Annotated in this window: 1 protein-coding gene; it reads left to right on the top strand. The window is 41.7% G+C overall.

Annotated features, from left to right (window positions below; genetic code table 11):
* Nucleotides 1-206, top strand: a 206-nt coding sequence (locus tag HJY11_RS14985) for a hypothetical protein (protein ID WP_208076614.1), incomplete at both ends; no start/stop codon positions are given.

Raw genomic sequence — 206 nt, 5'->3', positions numbered from 1 at the left:
GACATGGCAGCTCATTTCGCAGGCTGATTTTATCCGTGAATTTTATCCTTCAGGGCACAAGATCAATTCGGAATTGTTTTACCCGGATAGACTGAAATATGACGAAGAGAAGAAACGGTTCTTCCGAGAAAAAGTGTTCCGTGCCTCTTTTCCCTTTCAGATGATAATCACCATTCAACAGCTTGTACATCTATGTGGCAATGACA

Origin of the sequence: Bittarella massiliensis (ex Durand et al. 2017), assembly GCF_017566145.1 — a bacterium.
Classification (GTDB): Bacteria; Bacillota; Clostridia; order Oscillospirales; family Ruminococcaceae; genus Bittarella; species Bittarella massiliensis_A.
Note: the sequence above shows the minus strand (reverse complement) of the source record. Positions and strands in the feature narration are given on the sequence as shown.